Origin of the sequence: Mycolicibacterium boenickei, assembly GCF_010731295.1 — a bacterium.
Classification (GTDB): domain Bacteria; phylum Actinomycetota; class Actinomycetes; order Mycobacteriales; family Mycobacteriaceae; genus Mycobacterium; species Mycobacterium boenickei.
In genome coordinates this window covers 3,128,374-3,144,735 of record NZ_AP022579.1, presented here as the reverse complement: position 1 = coordinate 3,144,735, position 16,362 = coordinate 3,128,374, and the positions used below count along the sequence as shown (strand labels likewise).

Genomic DNA, 16,362 nt, shown 5'->3' with positions numbered 1-16,362 from the left:
ACAACTTTCCGACCACACGCAAAAGGCCCCCGAAGATCGGGGGCCTTTCACGTTGTCGTAGCTAGTCGACGTCCATCGAGCCGGGAGCGGTCTTGGAGACCTGCACCAGGAACTCGTAGTTGTTCTTGGTCTTGCGCAGCTGGCTCATCAGCAGGTCGATGGCCTGGTGCGAGTCCAGCCCGGACAGCACACGACGCAGCTTGTGCACGATCGCGAACTCGTCGGGGCTGAGCAGCAGCTCGTCCTTGCGGGTGCCCGACGGGTTGACGTCGACCGCGGGGAATACCCGGCGCTCGGCGATCTTGCGGTCGAGCTTGAGCTCGGCGTTACCGGTGCCCTTGAACTCCTCGAAGATCACGGTGTCGCCGGTCGAACCGGTCTCGACCATCGCCGTGGCGATGATGGTCAGCGAGCCGCCGTGCTCGATGTTGCGGGCCGCGCCGAGGAACCGCTTCGGCGGGTACAGCGCGGTGGAGTCCACACCACCGGACAGGATGCGGCCCGAGGCCGGCGACGCGTTGTTGTACGCGCGGCCCAGACGGGTGATCGAGTCCAGCAGCACGACGACGTCCTTGCCCTGCTCGACCAGGCGCTTGGCCCGCTCGATCGCCAGCTCGGCCGCCTGGGTGTGGTCTGACGGCGGACGGTCGAAGGTCGAGGCGATGACCTCACCCTTCACCGAACGCTGCATGTCGGTGACCTCTTCCGGACGCTCGTCGACGAGCACCACCATCAGGTGGCATTCCGGGTTGTTCTTGGTGATCGCGTTGGCGATGTCCTGCATGATCGTGGTCTTACCGGCCTTGGGCGGCGACACGATCAGGGCGCGCTGGCCCTTACCGATCGGCATGATCAGATCGATGACACGGGTGGTCAGCCGCTCGGGCGTGGTCTCCAGGCGCAGCCGCTGGTTCGGGTACAGCGGGGTCAGCTTGGTGAAGTCCGGCCGGTTCTTGGCCGCCTCCACCGGACCGCCGTTGACGCTGTCCAGGCGCACCAGCGGGTTGAACTTCTGCCGCGGGTTGTTGCCGCCGCCCTCGCCTTCGCGGGGCACGCGCACCGCACCGGTGACCGCGTCGCCGCGGCGCAGACCGTTCTTGCGCACCATGTTCATGGAGACGTAGACGTCGTTCGGCCCCGCCAGGTAGCCCGACGTGCGGACGAACGCGTAATTGTCCAGGACGTCGAGGATGCCGGCGACCGGCTGGACGACGTCGTCCTCGCGCAGTTCGGTCTCGTTGCCGCCCTCGCCGCCACGCTCTCCGCGCCGGCGGCGGTCGCGGTCACGGAACCGGCGCCCGCGGCGACCCTGACGGCCTTCGCCGTCACCGTCGTCGTCGTTGTTGTTGCCCGAGGAGTTACCGCCCCGGTTCTGCTGGTTGTCCTGCTGATCGGACTGGTCGCGGCCCTGACCCTTGTCCTGCTTCTGGTCGCGGTCCTGCTTCTGGTCGCGCTTGTCGTCCTGCTTGTTGTCGGCCTTGTTCTCGCCCTCGGACTGCTCACGCTTCTCGCGGCGTTCCTGACGCTCGCGCTTGTCCTGCTTGGCAGGCTTTTCCTGCTGCTCAGCGGCGGGCTCGGCGTCCTTGGCGTCGGCCTCGTCCTTGGCCTCGGCTTTCGCCTCGACCTTGGCGCCCTCATTGCCCGCCTCGTCCTTCGCGTCGGCGACCGGGGCGCCGGCCTGACGCGAGGAACCCCGGCGCTCGCGGCGACGCGGTGCGGGCTGCTCAGCAGCCTCGGCACCGGCGTCCGGCTGGGCGTCGGCGGGGGCTTGCTGAGGGGCCTCGGCGGCACCGTTGGACTCGCCGCGATGGGCGCGAATAGCTGCGATCAATTCACTCTTGCGCAAACCGGACGCGCCTTCAACACCGATTTCCTTGGCCAGTGCGCGCAGCTCAGGCAGCACCATGGTCGACAGCGACGCGGGCCGGGCGCTCGAAGCGCGCCGCGCAGCCGCGGTGTCAGTGGTCTCGGTGCTTTCAGATGTCACGGCATTCGGTAGATCTCCAGCGCCATTTGCACTGTCAGCCGTGAAGAGGTCCGTATCTGTCACGGATTTCCTTTCTTTCCCTCGCTCATCAGGTCGCGCGAGGGTTCCCCAAAGGTCGATGCGCATTCAGCTGAAACGCTGAACACGTAGCTCACACCGTCGCCTGCGCAACGGCGATCGCCAGGATTCGCCGAGATGGCGAACCGTCAGTCCACGAGTAGAACACAAGAAGATTGGGTGGTCGTCCTGGTGTCGACGCAGGCAGAGACCCTGCGAGTGCTGGACGAGAGCGAGAATAACCCGCTTTGGTGAAGTAATCAAGCAACGTCAACGCTTGGCGTGTGGCGTCCACTTCTTATCGTGCCGCTCAATCGTCAGTTCTTGGCAGCCACACCCGACGTCCAGCGGACGCCTGCTCCGACCGACATTTCCCTGACGGTGAACCCATTGGCAGTGCCGTAATCCACGGCCTCATCAGGCAATCCCACCTGGGCACTCAGCCCGAGGACCGTAGGTCCGGCCCCGGACAGCACTGCTGCCACTCCACAACGCCGCAGCAGTTGCAGGTATTCCGCCGAGGCCGGCATCGCCGCGGCGCGCTGTGGCTGATGCAACACGTCCTGGGTGGCGGCCATCAGCAGATCCGGGCGCTCGCTGAGCGCCACCACCAGCAGGGCCGCGCGGCTGAGGTTGAATCGCGCGTCGACATGGCTGACCTGCTCGGGCAGCACCGCCCGGGTCTCCGCGGTGGACGACCGCTGCTGCGGAACCGCGGGGAACAGCCGGATGTCCGGATGCACCCGAACCGGCGCTGCGTGGTAGCGCGGGCGCCCCTCGTCGTCCATCTCGGTCCAGGACACCACCGCACCGCCCAGCACTGCCGCCGCGGCATTGTCCGGATGGCCCTCGAACTCGCTGGACAGCTGGATCAGCTGCTCCGCCGTCATCGGATCCGAACCAACTTGTGCCACAAGACCATTGACCACCGCCAGACCGCCGACGACTGCGGCGGCCGATGACCCGAGCCCACGCGAGTGCGGAATCTCGTTGCGGCACCGGACGATCAGCCCGGCAGCGCGGAAACCGGTGGCCTGCAGGCCTGCCTCGATGGCCCGCACCACCAGATGGGTCGCATCGAGCGGAACCTGGCCCGCGCCCTCACCCTCGACCTCCAACTGAAGGCCGGATTCGGTTGTCTCGACGATGATCTCGTCGTACAGGCTCAACGCCAACCCCAGGCTGTCGAAGCCTGGTCCGAGGTTGGCACTTGACGCTGCGACGACAGCGGTGGCGGTGAGCCCAGCGGGCAGGGTCTGATTCACCAGGCTCAGACCAGTCCGAGCTTGGCGACGACGGCAACCGGATCCACCGGCACCGCGGTGACGGTGGGCATGTCCTTGAGTGCGGTGTCGGGATCCTTGAGGCCGTTGCCGGTGACGGTGCAGACCACCGTCGAGCCACGCTTGACCCAGCCGTCCTCGATCGATTTGAGCAGGCCGGCCACGCTGGCCGCCGACGCGGGCTCGACGAACACGCCTTCACTGCGGGCGATCAGGTGATACGCCGCGAGGATCTCCTCGTCGGTGGCGGCCAGGAACCGGCCCTTGGACTGCTGCTGGGCCTCGACAGCACCGGACCACGACGCCGGCGATCCGATCCGGATGGCGGTGGCGATGGTCTCGGGCTCCTTGACCGGCTCCCCCAGCACCAGCGGGGCAGCTCCGGCGGCCTGGGTGCCGAGCATGCGGGGCAGCCGTTCGGACAGGCCGTCGCGGTGGTACTCGCTGTAGCCCTTCCAGTAGGCGGTGATGTTGCCCGCGTTGCCCACCGGCAGTGAATGCACGTCGGGGGCGATGCCCAGCGCGTCGACGATCTCGAACGCGGCGGTCTTCTGCCCCTCGATGCGATAGGGGTTGACCGAGTTCACCAGGGCGATGGTCGGGAAGTCCGCAGTGATCTTGCGGGCCAGCTCCAGGCAGTCGTCGAAGTTGCCGTCGACCTGAATGATCTTGGCGCCGTACATTACTGCCTGGGCCAGCTTGCCCATCGCGATCTTGCCCTGCGGGATCAGCACCGCACAGGTGATACCGGCCTGGGCGGCGTACGCCGCAGCCGAGGCCGAGGTGTTGCCGGTGGAGGCGCACAGCACGGCCTGCTGGCCGCGCGCGAGCGACTCGGTGACCGCCACCGTCATGCCGCGGTCCTTGAAGGACCCGGTCGGGTTGAGCCCCTCGACCTTGAGATGCACTGTGCAGCCGGTGAGTTCGCTCAGGCGCTTGGCATGGATGAGCGGCGTGCCGCCCTCGAGCAAGGTGATCGGCGTCCAGTTGTCGCCGACCGGCAACCGGTCGCGGTAGGCCTCGATCAGTCCCGGCCAGGGCCGGTGCACCGGCCCCGCACTGGTCTTTCCTTGCGTCCCGGGGTTCATGCGTTCGTTCCTTCCATGCGCAGCACACTGTTGATGGTCTGCACCACGTCGAGATCGGCCAGCGCCTCAACGGTCTCCGAGAGCGCGGCATCGGTGGCCTGGTGGGTGACCACGACGATGCGGGCACCGCACAGCTGCCCCTCCTCGTCGACCATGCCCTCTTGTCGCACCTCGGCGATGCTGACCTCGCGCTTGGCGAATTCGGCTGCCACGGCGGACAACACACCAGGCCGGTCGGAGACGTTCATGTTGACGTAGTAGCGGGTGGGGATGAACCCGATCGGGGCGATCGGCAGCTTGGCGTACTTGGATTCCCGCGGACCACGGCCACCCTGGACCCGGTTGCGCGCGGCCATCACGACGTCGCCCATCACCGCCGAAGCGGTCGGCGCTCCCCCGGCGCCCTGGCCGTAGAACATCAGCCGGCCGGCCGCCTCGGCCTCGACGACCACGGCGTTGAACGCACCGTTGACCGCGGCCAGCGGGTGCGTCAGGGGCACCAGCGCCGGGTAGACGCGCGCCGAAACACGTTGCTTGCCTTCATCAGTGGTCAAGCGCTCGCAGATGGCCAGCAGCTTGATGGTGCAACCCAGGGCCCGCGCCGATTCGAAGTCGGCCGCACTCACCTTGGTGATGCCTTCGCGGTAGACATCGTCGGCAGTGACCCGGGTGTGGAATGCGATCGAGGCCAGGATCGCCGCCTTGGCCGCGGCGTCATAACCCTCGACATCGGCGGTGGGATCAGCCTCGGCATAACCGAGCGCGCTGGCATCGGCCAGTGCCGAGCTGTAATCGGCTCCGGTGCTGTCCATCTCGGACAGGATGTAGTTGGTGGTGCCGTTGACGATGCCGGCGACGCGCAACACCGAATCGCCTGCCAGCGACTGGGTCAGGGGCCGGATCACGGGGATGGCACCGGCCACCGCGGCCTCGAAATACAGGTCGACGCGGGCCTTCTCGGCGGCCTGCGCCAGTTCACCGGTGGACTGCGCCATCAGCGCCTTGTTGGCGGTGACCACCGACTTGCCCTGTTCGAGCGCGGCCAGGATGGCCTTGCGGGCCGGCTTCACCGGGCCCATCAGCTCGACCACGATGTCGACGTCGTCGCGGGACACCAGCTCGACGATGTCATCGGTGAGCAGGTCTTTGGGCACTCCACGGTCGCCGGAGACCTTGCGCACGCCGATACCGCGCACCTCCAGCGGGGCACCGATACGGGCGGCGAGGTCGGCGGCGCTCTCGTTGATGATGCGCACCACTTCGCTGCCGACGTTGCCCAGCCCCAGCACCGCTACGCCGATGGGCTTTTCACTCATTGACCACTCACCTCCAAGCTCAAAAGATCGTCGACGGTCTCCCGACGGAGCACCAGCCGCGCCGTGCCGTCCTTCACGGCCACCACGGCGGGACGGCACAGCAGGTTGTACCGGCTCGACATCGAGTAGCAGTAGGCGCCGGTCGCGGCGACTGCCAGCAGGTCGCCCGGCGCGATGTCATCGGAGACCCAGGCGTCGCGAACGACGATGTCACCGGTCTCGCAGTGCTTCCCGACGATGCGTGCCAGGGCCGCGGGTGCGTCGCTGACCCGCGAGACCAACCGCGCGTCGTACTCCGCGCCGTAGAGGGCCGGGCGGATGTTGTCGCTCATCCCGCCGTCGACGCTCACGTAGCGGCGCTCGGCGGTGGCGCTGATCGCCACGTCTTTTACGGTGCCGATCTCGTAGAGCGTGATGGTGCCCGGACCGGCGATGGCGCGGCCCGGCTCGACCACGAGTTTGGGCGTCGGCAGCCCTACCGCCTCGGACTCGCTGCGCACGATGGCCAGCAGCTTGTCGGCCAGCTCCTGCATCGGCGGCGGATCATCGTCGGGAACGTAGGAGATCCCCAAACCGCCGCCGAGGTCGATAATCGACATCTGCGACGTCTTCTCGACACCGAATTCCGACACCACGTCACGCAGCAGGCCGATCACCCGGTGGGCGGCCACCTCGAAGCCTGCCACGTCGAAGATCTGGCTGCCGACATGGCAATGCAGTCCGACCAGGCGCAGGTTGTCGGTGGCGAACACCGTGCGCACGGCCTCCATCGCCGCGCCACTGGCCAGCGACAGCCCGAACTTCTGATCCTCGTGAGCGGTGGAGATGAACTCGTGGGTGTGCGCCTCCACTCCGGGCGTGACCCGCACCAGCACGTCCTGCACGATGCCCGCCGCGCCGGCGACTTCGTCCAGACGCTCGATCTCTATCAGGGAATCGACCACCACGTGCCCGACCCCGGCCTTGACGGCCGCACTCAGCTCAGCGACAGATTTGTTGTTGCCGTGCAACGTGATTCGTTCCGGCGGGAAGTCGGCGTGCAGCGCAACGGCCAGCTCTCCCCCGGTGGCCACGTCGAGCGACAGGCCTTCCTGGTTGACCCAGCGGGCGATCTCGCTGCACAGGAACGCCTTCGCCGCGTAGTGCACGTAGTCGCCCCCGCCGAAGGCCGAGGCGATGTCGCGGCAGCGGGACCGGAAGTCGTCCTCGTCGATCACGAAAAGCGGGGTGCCGTATTCGGCCGCCAGCGCGGTGACCGGGACTCCGGCAATCGACACCACACCGTCGTCGCCACGAACCAGGTTGCGGGGCCACACATTCGGGGCCAGCAGCATGATCTCGTCGGAAGACTGCGGCTTCGCCGGCGCGCCGGGGTGCTGCACCTCGTCGGCGTGCCGCGGCCCGGCGGGGTGCGCGTTCACATGCGCTCCGGAGCGGTGACGCCCAGGATGGCCAGACCGTTCGCGATCACCTGGCGGGTGGCCTCGCACAGCGCGAGGCGTGCCGAATTGAGCTGCCCTGGGCTTTCATCGCCCTGCGGCAGCACGCGGCAGGCGTCGTAGAACCGGTGGTAGTCGCCGGCCAGGTCTTCGAGGTACCGGCACACGCGGTGCGGCTCGCGCAGCGCGGCAGCGGCTTTGAGCACCCGGGGGAACTCACCGAGGTTGCGGATCAGGACGCCTTCCTTTTCATGGGTCAGCAGATCCAGGTGAGCCGTGTCGGCGGTGACGCCGAGGTCGGCGGCATTACGGGCCAGCGCAGACAACCGGGCGTGCGCGTATTGCACGTAGTAGACCGGGTTTTCGTTGGACGCGCTGGACCACAGCGCCAGATCGATGTCGATCGGGGTGTCCACGGAGGACCGGATGAGCGAGTACCGCGCGGCGTCGACACCGATGGCCTCGACCAGATCGTCGAGGGTGATGACGGTGCCGGCACGCTTGCTCATCCGCACGGGCTGGCCGTCGCGGACCAGGTTGACCATCTGGCCGATCAGCACCTCGACGGTGTCGGGGTTGTCCCCGAGCGCCGCGGCCGCCGCCTTCAACCGGGCGATGTAGCCGTGGTGGTCGGCGCCGAGCATGTAGATGCACAGGTCGAATCCGCGCTGCCGCTTATCGAGGTAGTACGCGAGATCGCCCGCGATGTACGCCGCGTTGCCGTCACTCTTGATGACGACGCGGTCCTTGTCATCTCCGAATTCGGTGGTGCGCAACCAGGTTGCGCCGTCCTTCTCGTAGATGTTGCCGGTCTCGCGCAGCTTGGCGATGGCCTGGTCGACGCGGCCCGAGGTGTGCATCGAGTCTTCGTGGGTGTACACGTCGAAGTCGGTGCCGAACTCGTGCAGCGATTCCTTGATGTGGGTGAACATCAGGTCCACACCGATCTCACGGAAGGTCTCCTGCTGCTCGTCGGCGGGCAGGCTCATCACATCGGGACGCTTGGCCAGCACCGAAGCGGCGATGTCGTTGATGTAGGTACCGGCGTAGCCGTCCTCCGGAGCCGGCTCCCCCTTGGCCGCGGCGACCAACGAACGGGCGAACCGGTCGATCTGGGCGCCGTGGTCGTTGAAGTAGTACTCGCGGGTGACGTCGGCGCCCTGGGTGGACAGCAGCCGGCCCAGCGCGTCGCCCACCGCGGCCCAGCGGGTCCCGCCGATGTGGATCGGCCCGGTCGGGTTGGCCGAGACGAACTCGAGGTTGACCTTCTCGGCCAGTTCGGTCGAGTTGCCGTAGCTCGCGCCCGCGGTCAGCACGTTGGTGACGATGACGCCCTGCGCCGACGCCTCGATGCGCAGGTTGACGAAGCCGGGCCCGGCGACCTCGGCGGCGGCGATGCCGTCGGCCGCGGCCAGTGCGGTGGCCAGCCAGCCGGCCAGCTCGCGCGGATTGACGCCGACCTTCTTACCGAGCTGCAGCGCGAGGTTGGTCGCGTAGTCGCCGTGCTCGAGGTTGCGCGGGCGCTCGACCGTGACGGTGTCGGGCAACGCGGCGGTGTCCAGGTCGTGTTCGGTCAGCACTGCGGCGGCAGTAGCCTTGAGCAGCTCTGCAAGGTCGGCGGGGGTCACGAGGGTCCATCCTATGGTCTGGGGTCCCCGCGCCCCGAATCCGTATTCGCTCATCCATGCGCTACGCTATGCAAGCCCAATCGGCGCAGCTGTTCTTCAGCCCGCGCCCCCGTAGCTCAGGGGATAGAGCGTCTGCCTCCGGAGCAGAAGGCCGCAGGTTCGAATCCTGCCGGGGGCACTCCTCTGACCTGCGGAAACATTAATTCGCAGGCACACCGTGCCCCATGCGTGCCCTAGCACGTCAGTACGCACCATTGCTGGAACCTGAGCCCGACAGGCTCAATCTTTGCCGACACACCGCGAGCATTCGCCTGACGCTGCCGTCAGCCTGGCAGGCTCATTGCCATGACCAATCCGGTAACCAAAAAGGTGCCGCCTCCCCCGCGACCGAGTGCGACAGACCCGCTACTCAAGCAAGTCCTTGCCGACACCGCTGCCGCCAACAAATCCATCGCTCTCACGCTCTACCTACCGTCAGGCACTCTCTACGGCGAGACGGTCAGTCACGAGCGTTTCTGTGACTGGGCGACGGAGCAGCTTGGAAAGCAGTCCGGCTATACCGGCACTGTTACCGCCACACCGGACCCCGAGTATGTGCACCTGATCGTTGATCAGTCGTTGGGGCTACCGGGCCAAGAGTCATCCCCTGAAGTGGTGCGAGTCAGGCTCTCAGAAGTGATTGCGTGGACCGTGGGCTGACAGCGTGAACACACCGCTATGGCTGACTTTGCTTGTGGCCGCGCTCAGCCCTGCCGGTGCGTTGTTCGGCGTGTGGCTCACGCAGCGCCGTGCCGACCGGCGAGACGATGCGACATTCGCCCGCGAGGTCAAGCGTGAGCGCGAACGCTGGCAGCGTGAGGATGAAGCGCGGACGTTTGAGAATCGCCGGGTGGCCTACGTCGAGTTCTACGAGGCAGTGCGCAGAATGCAGGTGCTCGTGGAGGAGCTGGCCATGGGCTACACCGAAACGTTGAGCGACGACTGGCAGACGGACGCCTGGGAGAAGCTACAGCATCTCGCCATCTACGGCACGCTCGACACCGGTTATATTGCTGCACGGACGTTTCGCATCACATTGGAATGGGGGCATCGAACGGGTTACCGCAGCTTTGGCCGCGATGAATACTCCGAGAGCGAAAAGCCGGTAGAAGATGCGAAAGGCCAACTATTGACAGCCATTCGGGCCGATCTTCGCGTGCCCAACACAGCTGAACTTGCGAAAGCCGACGCTGACCAGGGCGTAACCGACCAGCCCACACCATGGTTCTGAGCACAAGTGAAGCGGCGCAGGTGGGCCGAGTTAATCACCTGTGCCGCACCACTTTACATCGGTCAGGCAGCGTCGTCGGGCTCCTGTTCGTCGTCGGCCTGCCTGGTGTTGGTGACAATCTTGCACACCGGGTTGAACGGAGTGCCGCCTACCACCTGTGCGGCGGTCTGATTCTCACTCATCGTCATTGTCTCCCTCGGCTTTCGCGCGAGACACCCGTGGATCACGTCGAGCGGTGCCGGTTCTCACCCTCGCAGGATGAGTCGTCTTGGCTGGCTGACTCTCGCTGCCCGCCTTGGCTTCCGGCTCCACCTCGATCACGGGGCTTGCCAGTCCTCGGGGATCGCGCAACACCGATGGCCCGCTGTCCGAGGCCCACCCGTTGCGAATCCACCGACGCGCCACCGTCTGCGGCACTGTCACACTCTGGCCGTCCCGGTAGGTTTGGCCATCGTGGAACACCTGAATACCTTGGGTGACTGTCACTTTCACGCCATCGTCGGCGCTGGCACCGCGTGCGCTGTCGCGCGCGGTGCGTCTGACTCTGCTACTCATCGCCCTGCTTTCCTCCAAAGCTTGCTCGGGGCAATCTGTTCCGGCATACGCGCCAGCCCCGTGGTCCCCGAAGTACGGAGACCACGGGTCAGCGCTGGGTAGCGTGCTCATGCCTGGCTCACAGCCCCGGCTCACGCCGTCAGGTCTGCGACCACGACACCGAGCGGACGGAAAACGCTTGTCGCATAGCGTCCCTCACAGCGGGCCACAATCTCGTTGCGGGCGAACGTCTCAGCCCCGGCATTCTCCGACCACTGGATACCGACACCCTCGCCGGTATCGAGCATGACCGAATCCCGTGCCAGCACGTGGCCGGTGCCCTCGGCGGCTGCCACGGTCACCGCGACCGGCACCCCGAACAATCGCCGCGTGGCAGCATCGTACGGAATACCTTGCACGTCAGTCGCTCCCGTGGTGGTGAGCAACAGTTCGACCGCTTCCCAGTCGACCGGAGCGAGCACAATCGCACCCGCTTCGAGCCCGTTGTTTTCCAGCTTGGTCAGCGACTTACGCAGTGTGACAAGCGGACTGGTGGCATACGCCTGAGTCTGCAACCCCGAGGTGGCGTTGATGTCGTCCAGAACCATTGCCTCTACGGCGGTTTTCAATCCATAGACAAGCTCGTTGGTGATGAACCCTGCAAGCTCCTCGTTGTCCTTGAGCCAGAATCGCGGGATCGGCTCGGACAGGTGAGCGATCACGTCGAGCTGGTCCTCGATGCGCTCCACCGTGAACACACTGGTGGGCTTGAGCCCGTGGTCAGCCACTTTGGCGGCGTTGTTCGTCCGAATTGTCTGCCGTAGGTAGCTGAATTGCCCAGTGCTGTGGGGCTTTACCGGAACCACGTCGAGCAGGCCGGTGGCTGGCTGACCCAGAGAGACCGGGCTCGGCGCGAACTCTTGCGCCACCACGGTTGCACCGCTCGGGGCGAGGGCCTTGACCGTGATGCCGTCCGGCCCTGCCTGCTTGGCGAACGCCGCGCCCATGTTCTTGAAGCTGAGCCGTCTGCCGTCGTCGGTCGGCGTTGAGGATGGCTCACCCTCGGCGTGGCCACCGGCGAATCCTTGGGCGTAGCCGAGTGCCTTGCGAGCACTGCGTAGTTCGCGATCCTCGGTGGCGAGCTTCTCCGCTTCGAGGTCGAACGCTTTGCCCGTGATTTTTCCCGCGTCGTAGTCATCGAGGAGCTGGCCAGCGCGGTCGGCCAGCGCGTTCTGTCGCCGTTTCAATTCCAGAATGTTCATCGCACAGTCCTTTGCTGAAACTCGGTGCACGCCAGTGTGTTTAGCTCGCACCGAGCGAATGATGGAGTGCGGCGAGACAATTCCTGCGGCGATGGCGTCTGTCAGCGGCTCTTATGCCGGTGCTGCTCATCGGCGCGGGCAAGTTGCTCACCCGAGTCTTAGGGGCAGCGGTTCGGGGGTTGAAACTCAAGCGAAAGCAACCCGCGACCGCTGGCCCCGAGCGTCCGGCGCTGAGGGGTCGGCGAACGCTCGGCGTCCATCGTAGCGCTTGTGGGCTGGCCATTCAGTAGGCCGAATCTGACTGTCAGCCTTGGCTCTGAGATGGCCATTGCTGAGGCTGTGCGCCACGCTGAGCCACTTTCGGGACCCACGCGGGTAACGGCAAGGGTGCTTAGTCCACGGGCTCTGGTGCGCGGCCATCGTGGTACCACCGATAGCCGCCCTCTACCTCGACCAGCTCGGCCAGCGGGTCAGCGACCACCGGCACGGGCTCGGCAGAGCTGGCCAGCTCACCGAGGTCCAGGACTAGCGAATCAGCCCAAGCAGCCAGCCATTGCGGTACCTCGCGGCGATGGCTGGCCCACCCGGTTTGCAGCACTCGCCACGTTGCCGACGCGAGCGCATCGGCCACCAGCTCGGCGGGCGTGTCCGGCATCCGTCCGTCGAGGTCGAACCGGTCCATGGCTGCCGAGAGCAGAGCCTCACGCCAGTCCCATTGCCATTGGTCCATCACCGGCACCCGATTGTCTGGCCCAATTCGTATGTCGCCCTGTATCTCTCGGACGAGACCTAGCAGCGTCTCATCGCTGGCGGTGTCGAATGCCTCGCGCAGAGCCTTACGGCAGGACTCCCGTTCATCGTCACTCATGTTGTCTCCCTCGTTGTTTCGTGACCGAGCAATTCGCCGGCGGTCTGGATTATGGTGTGCCACTAGCTTATTCAATCGTCCGCTGCCGTTTCACTGATCGCAGCGTTGCCACCGAGGCACGGCGCTTGGTCTTGGGCTCTGGGTGGAGCGAGTTCAGCAGACTCCGCAGCTCCGAGGCCGCGCGGGCGTGCAAGCCGTTCAGCTCGGGAATATCCAGAATCCGCGCCATACACCGAGCCTGTTGGACCGTCGTCGGCCTGTCCTGCGCACGCGGTGCGGAAGCACACTCATCGATCACGGCGCGTTCAGCCTCACCGATGAACTTGCGGCGCAACGGTATCGGGCTCCGTTTGGCACCGCTGCCGGTGGTGCCCTGCTTACGCTTGCGCACACTCTCAGCCGAACAGCAGACGGCACACCGGCATCCGGCCCGATAGCCATTGAGCCCATGGGTGCGTATCACAGTTCGCGTTGCCATTTGACCATGCCTCAATTCCGTTGCCGCTCAGCATATTCCAACCGTCGCCAGCAAATACCCCGTGCTGGTCTTGCGCTTTGCTGTAGGCCGGAAGTCTTGACCCGCTGGCGAAAAACGGACTTGCCGAGCAGCAGCCGTGGAAAGCTATGTGTTACCGCGAACCCCCCTGGTCTGAATCCTCGCTGGTCAGGACACCATTTCCGACCTCGGTAGGTGTTACCAACGTCGAGCGAAAGAAAGTGTGAGCCGTCGCCCCCGCGCCACGGGGCGCGTATCTCGTTTGCTGGCAGGCTCAGCGAAGGCGTGCAGCAAATGCTTTTCACCATGCTGGTCGCACCCATTCCTGTTGTGTCCCAATGCTTTCCGGCGAGGTGTCCTGTCTGGCCCGATTACATCGTGAGTGCGAGGGAAGTAGGTTCTTGGGCTCGAATGCCAAGTGCGGGTGAGTCTTTCGTGGCAGCCAATGATCTGGCTCGAAAGCGTCCGGCCCTGTGGTCAGCCCGTAGTCGATGGGCTCACGGCACAGCCAGCACGGCGCATCAATGGACTCGCAGTAAGCCTTGAACCGTGCCGCCAGCTTTCGCCATGCCCTGGTGTTGATCCGGCCCGTGGTGCTGGTGGGCTTGGTCCGAGCACGGACAGTCTGCGCTGTGACCGTGGTCAACCGTCCACGTGACTGGCGAGCTGTCAGCCGTTGTTGTCGCATCGTGGCTTTCTCCCGTCGCTATGACCCGTGCCCGGTAACCCACACCCGAGCTGGCCGCGTTCGTGGCTGTGCGGGGCAATCAGGCGGCATTGCGGGCCTGTCTGGCTTTGACCCTGGCCCGTAGTCGAGCCCGTGCGGGCTGAGACCGAGCACCTCGGTTGGTCTGCCGGGGAGTGATGACCATCCCTGCCACCACGCAGCCGCTCGGACGGTCTGCCGGTGCCAAGCTGTAAAACCATGTCCGACAGGCGTTTCGGATAGGACACCGCAGGCACAGCCGAACGGCTTGCCGTTGAGCTGCTTTGGCAGCCGTCGAGCGAGGGATGGCCGGTGGGTCGAATAGCTCTGTGCGACCGGCACATTCACCCCGCGAGAAGTCAGGCGCATGGATTGCCGTTGTGAAGATGTCCGAGCCGATTGCCATGTGGTCTCCTGGCGCTGAGTCGTGGAGCTGGCCGCGATGATAGACCTTGGGCACGCCAGCCGGTGGAACTACGGGCTGCCGTGTCGGGGCCTGGCTGCGAGGCTCGGGGGCACGCCAGTCGGATAGCTGCGAACGTGATCCACCGTGAATCAGCTTCGGCTCTCGCTGAGCGATTTTCGAGTCTCAGTCTCAGTCTCAGTCTCACGGTCTCACCTCCCTAAAGGGAGGGAGGTGAGATGAGACTGTGCCGGTGGCCGTGAGACTGGGTGAGACTGTCATGAGACTAACCTTTGCTGTCTGACAGTTGATAGAACGGTCGTTTGTCGGTGCCAGTATTGATGATTCGGCCCGCTTTCAGCAGGTCAGACTTGGCACGGTAGAACGTGGCCCGCGCCATTCGTCCACTCTCTACAGCCATGTCGAAAAGCTGCGTATGTGTTGCTCCGGTGAGACTGAAGTGTTGAGACATGATGAGACTCAATGTTGCTACAGCCTCGTTTTCGACCTGGTAAGTCTCACCTAACCCGTGAGACTGTTTGAGGACACCGCTCCCAGTCGCCGGGATGGGGTCGAACTCGAATAGGTGGGTGTCCAATTCTGGTCCATCCCTTCGCTTTTCGCGTGCGAGGCTGACGAATCGTTCATCGCGAGCTGTGAAACACACCGTGTCTACGCCACCCTCGAACGCTGAGGACCCGCGTAGCGTCTTGGCGTCCTTGCCCGCGTGATGCAGACCCAGCACCACGCCTCGACCGTCCGGTGTGGCTCGCCTCAGCTTGGTCATTGCGTCGACCACCACGCCCGTGTCTTTCGCCGAATTCTCCTCGCCGCCGACCATGCAGCGCGCCAGCGTGTCAAGCACTACCAGGCCGTAACCCTCCCATTGGATCAGGTCCTCGAGGTTGCCCACGTCAAGCGGCCTGGTCAGATTGACGGGGACCGGCAGCACGTGGAACCATTCGTCGTAAATCGCTGTGCCCCAGCCGCTTTCCCATGCGTTGAGTCGGCCCTTGAATCCGAACGCACCTTCAGCCACAACGTAGAGCACTTTTCGCCGGACGGTTTCACGGCCCTGCCATCGGTTGCCGGTGGCCACACACGCCGCCCAATCGAGCGCGATGAAGGTTTTGAAGCGTGCCCCATTTCCCGTAGAGAAGCGCGATAGTTCCTTGGTCTAAAACGTTGTCTATCAACGGGATTGGGTCTGGCAAGCCTTGTAGGTCCGAACGCTTCAGGATCACGGCGGAATACACCGGGGTTATTGGCTCCTCGCGATTCTCGGATTTCGTTGCCTGGCCGTTGGTTTCAGCCTTGGCCCGCGATGTGCCGCCCAATGTCTCCGCTGCCACCTCGGCCACCTGTGGCTGGCGTGCCCCCTTGCCGTCGCCCAGCCTGTCCCAGTCGACGTGTTGCCCTTGTTGTCTCGCTTTGCTGATGGCGCGCCGAACGTCGGCGCTGATCTGAGCGCGTGTCTTGTTCCCGTGCCCTGGTCCGGTCCTCGGCTGGCCACGTTGTTTCAGGTGGCCGTTGCGTGTCGACGCTCGCAACACCGCGTCGGCAATCTCCTGCTCGCTGAGCAACCCGTCGTTGTGAAATACGGCCAGCTTGAACAGTTGTGTGTTTGTCTCGTCGTCGCGTAGATCGGTCAGTCGCCCGAGGTAGCCCTCCGTCCACTTCAGCATTCCGGTGGCCCTAGCACGCTTCTCGGCGTCCGATGGGTCATTGCTGAGTCTGGCGCGCTGCGCCCGCTTGGCGTCGAGTTGGCGTTGCGCTCTCTCGAAAACCGCGAGGTTGTGCGCTTTGTCGGCATCGGTGCACTCGCCCACCACGAACTCATCAACCGACACCTCACCGTAGAAGATCAGCCGTTGCAGCTCGGACTCACGGTCTGACGAGTCGATCATGTCTACGTCGCCATTGGGCTGATACAGGTTGGGCAACATTGGCCTTGGTGCTTGCCACCAATCTTTCTGGCGGCGTCTCACTTTCGGCTGAGCGGGGGTAATATCCATGGTGTTCCTT

At 65.1% G+C, this 16,362-nt stretch carries 12 protein-coding genes and 1 tRNA gene; 3 read left to right on the top strand and 10 right to left on the bottom strand.

All coding sequences use genetic code 11. The features are described from left to right. Positions 1-61 precede the first annotated feature (61 nt). From rho to argS, 6 genes are all read right to left on the bottom strand, one after another. Positions 62-2,050 (bottom strand): transcription termination factor Rho, encoded by a 1,989-nt coding sequence (gene rho / locus G6N57_RS14975; RefSeq protein WP_097926089.1) that lies wholly within the window; start codon positions 2,048-2,050, stop codon positions 62-64. 311 nt (positions 2,051-2,361) lie between these two features. Beyond that, entirely contained in the window at positions 2,362-3,309 is a 948-nt protein-coding gene (gene thrB, locus G6N57_RS14970; RefSeq protein ID WP_077743201.1) for a homoserine kinase, read from the bottom strand. Positions 3,310-3,314: 5 nt separating this feature from the next. Beyond that, a complete protein-coding gene (thrC, locus tag G6N57_RS14965; RefSeq protein WP_077743200.1) occupies positions 3,315-4,415 on the bottom strand; it encodes a threonine synthase in 1,101 nt (366 codons plus the stop codon). Further along, complete coding sequence (locus tag G6N57_RS14960) at positions 4,412-5,731, bottom strand: homoserine dehydrogenase (RefSeq protein WP_077743199.1); 1,320 nt, start codon at positions 5,729-5,731, stop codon at positions 4,412-4,414. The genes thrC and G6N57_RS14960 overlap by 4 nt, the downstream gene beginning before the upstream one ends. Beyond that, positions 5,728-7,152, bottom strand: coding sequence for a diaminopimelate decarboxylase (lysA, locus tag G6N57_RS14955; RefSeq protein WP_077743198.1), 1,425 nt, complete (start codon positions 7,150-7,152; stop codon positions 5,728-5,730). The genes G6N57_RS14960 and lysA overlap by 4 nt, the downstream gene beginning before the upstream one ends. Further along, positions 7,149-8,798, bottom strand: a complete 1,650-nt coding sequence (gene argS / locus G6N57_RS14950) for an arginine--tRNA ligase (RefSeq protein ID WP_077743290.1) — start codon at positions 8,796-8,798, stop codon at positions 7,149-7,151. Before argS ends, lysA begins: the two co-directional genes overlap by 4 nt. Positions 8,799-8,903: 105 nt before the next feature. Between argS and G6N57_RS14945 the strand changes: the two genes are divergently transcribed. The 3 genes from G6N57_RS14945 (at position 8,904) to G6N57_RS14935 (ending at position 10,068) form a co-directional block, all read left to right on the top strand. Further along, positions 8,904-8,976 (top strand) — tRNA-Arg (locus tag G6N57_RS14945). 167 nt (positions 8,977-9,143) lie between these two features. Further along, positions 9,144-9,497 carry a hypothetical protein gene (locus G6N57_RS14940; RefSeq protein WP_077743197.1) on the top strand — a complete coding sequence of 118 codons (354 nt, stop codon included), beginning with the start codon at positions 9,144-9,146 and terminating at the stop codon, positions 9,495-9,497. Between the two features lie 4 nt (positions 9,498-9,501). After that, the gene (locus G6N57_RS14935; protein WP_133118330.1) at positions 9,502-10,068 is read left to right on the top strand and encodes a hypothetical protein; all 567 of its coding nucleotides are present in this window, start codon (positions 9,502-9,504) and stop codon (positions 10,066-10,068) included. A gap of 686 nt (positions 10,069-10,754) precedes the next feature. Here the strand turns inward: G6N57_RS14935 and G6N57_RS14930 are convergent. The 4 genes from G6N57_RS14930 to G6N57_RS14915 all read right to left on the bottom strand — a co-directional run bounded on the left by G6N57_RS14930 (position 10,755) and on the right by G6N57_RS14915 (position 16,352). Continuing rightward, positions 10,755-11,864, bottom strand: coding sequence for a phage major capsid protein (locus G6N57_RS14930; RefSeq protein ID WP_077743195.1), 1,110 nt, complete (start codon positions 11,862-11,864; stop codon positions 10,755-10,757). Positions 11,865-12,255: 391 nt separating this feature from the next. After that, positions 12,256-12,732, bottom strand: a complete 477-nt coding sequence (locus G6N57_RS14925) for a hypothetical protein (RefSeq protein WP_077743194.1) — start codon at positions 12,730-12,732, stop codon at positions 12,256-12,258. Between the two features lie 1,891 nt (positions 12,733-14,623). Beyond that, positions 14,624-15,436 (bottom strand): AAA family ATPase, encoded by an 813-nt coding sequence (locus G6N57_RS14920; protein ID WP_234815706.1) that lies wholly within the window; start codon positions 15,434-15,436, stop codon positions 14,624-14,626. After that, positions 15,405-16,352: a hypothetical protein gene (locus tag G6N57_RS14915; RefSeq protein ID WP_133118329.1), complete on the bottom strand. Its 948-nt coding sequence runs from the start codon at positions 16,350-16,352 to the stop codon at positions 15,405-15,407. Before G6N57_RS14915 ends, G6N57_RS14920 begins: the two co-directional genes overlap by 32 nt. Between the last annotated feature and the right edge of the window lie 10 nt (positions 16,353-16,362).